At 27.5% G+C, this 1,956-nt stretch carries 1 protein-coding gene and 1 pseudogene; both read right to left on the bottom strand.

What is annotated here, in order from left to right; translation table 11 throughout:
* Positions 1-451: 451 nt before the first annotated feature.
* Complete coding sequence (locus CXF67_RS09570; RefSeq protein ID WP_102088558.1) at positions 452-1,657, bottom strand: O-antigen ligase family protein; 1,206 nt, start codon at positions 1,655-1,657, stop codon at positions 452-454.
* Positions 1,654-1,956 (bottom strand): annotated as a pseudogene (locus tag CXF67_RS18465) (glycosyltransferase); the annotation flags it as partial. The gene CXF67_RS09570 and the pseudogene CXF67_RS18465, both read right to left, overlap by 4 nt.

Genomic DNA, 1,956 nt, shown 5'->3' with positions numbered 1-1,956 from the left:
TAGAAGAAGCTAATATTTTATTGTTTAAATAGGAAGAAATTTTTTTACACCTAAAAACAATCCTTTTTTAATTTATTTTCTTCACCAAGATATGAGTATGCCTGAGGTGTATGGAAACAGGAGATTCTGAAAAAAAATGAAATTCTACCTAAAATTACTCCTTTAGAACTATGACGACACATTAAATCTGATCTTTCTTTTTTTAAAAACAGAATTATGTCCAGTAAAGCTTTAAGAACTTTTATTAGATTAATATTTCTTGATATGCTTGTTTGAAATGTTGGAAGAGTTTTTTAGTTATGATCTTTAAATTCTCGGTTTATATGAGTTTGTCAATGAATTACAAAATTTTCAAAATGGTTATAATTTAAATTCCCTGGTATAAGTCGTAAATAAACGTCCATACCTCCTACATAATGCAATATATGTGCAACTTTAATTTTTGCATTTTTTACGTATTAAATTTTTTATTTTCTGCTAATAAGTTTGTATTTAATAATCCAAATAAAAGTCCAGCTAGATGAATTCCTAATTGTCGGTAAAGAACATTTTCAAAAATAAAGAAGATCAGAAACATGGCAAGAGTTATGGTATATAAAATACTATTTGACCTATAAAAAGAAACCAAGAAAAACAAAATCAATAATAAACAGGCTGGCCAACCTCCTAACAAAAGAAAATTAAGGAATTGATTATGTGTATTAAAAGCCGTTTCCTGATAGTATTTCAATTTATTTTTTCGGTTATTAGGTATCTTAGACGAATAACAGTTTAGTAAATTTTTTTCGATTGTTTCTAAATTTCCAAGTCCAAGAATGGGTCTCATATTATGACTTACCTCTATGGCACAACTCCATATTATGAACCTAGGTTCGTAAACTTTAAATTTCTCATAAGTAGATCCTAAATCATTCTCCAAACGCATTCTCTTTTGAAAGTTTTCGTTGAAAAAAAACCCAACAGTTATTAACGAAGCAAGAACGAAACTTATTATAAAAAAAAAGGCTTTACGCTTTTTAAAAGTCTCATAAATATGATGAATTAAAATCAAAATGCACATTCCTGTTGCTAGTCTGGCGGAAATGTAAAAAAGGAAACCTGTTGCTAAGCCAACCCAAATGTAAAGCCATTGATATTTGAATTTTCTAATAATAAATAGGCTAAAAAGAATACTTAGGGCAAACGTAAATCCAATATATGGTCTCTCACCATGAAGGATTTCGTTTACCCCTCCCCCTATATCTAACTTAATATATCCATTCTCTAGATAAAATTTGATAATACTAAAGGCAGAAATCAAAAACTGAATAATGCATCCACCAATAAATCCATATAGTATAATAAAATTATTCCTATTCAAACTTTTTGAAAGGAAAAAGATTCCTATAAGGAAATAAAATTTTAAGATTAGTTTTAAGGTCTCATCTACACCTCCTTGAATAATCATTGAAACACTAATCCATGCAACAGATATGATTAAAAATAAAAACCCATTTTTCCATGAAAAATGAATTTCCTTGTATTTGGTTAAAAAAAGAAAAAGTATTAAAATAGGAATTAAAAGCAAATTAGGTAGAGCTTTTGAAAATGGCAGGAAAAAAGCAAAAGCAACCCAAAGTAAAAGATATATTTTATTTAGGAAAAGTTCATTTTTCATTTTTTTAATAACTTTTTTATTCTGTCAGTAAAGGTTCTTGAAAGTAGCAATAAAAGAACGTTCCTGAAAACTCCTTTGATTGGATAATATCCAAAATAAAAATTATCGATAATTATTAGAATTCTATTATATACTTGAAGTTTCCTTTTTTTGGTCGAAATGGAATTTGGCTCTGAAATATAGTTAACCAGAATTTCCGGATAATTTTCAGCTTTAAAATGCTTTATAATTTTAAAAAAAAAAGCATAATCCTGAGATGCACGTCTATACTTATAAGGGTAATTACCAACTTTTCGAAT

It is taken from the genome of Psychroflexus sp. MES1-P1E, assembly GCF_002836055.1.
In the GTDB taxonomy this organism is placed as follows: Bacteria; Bacteroidota; Bacteroidia; order Flavobacteriales; family Flavobacteriaceae; genus Psychroflexus.
Note: the sequence above shows the minus strand (reverse complement) of the source record. Positions and strands in the feature narration are given on the sequence as shown.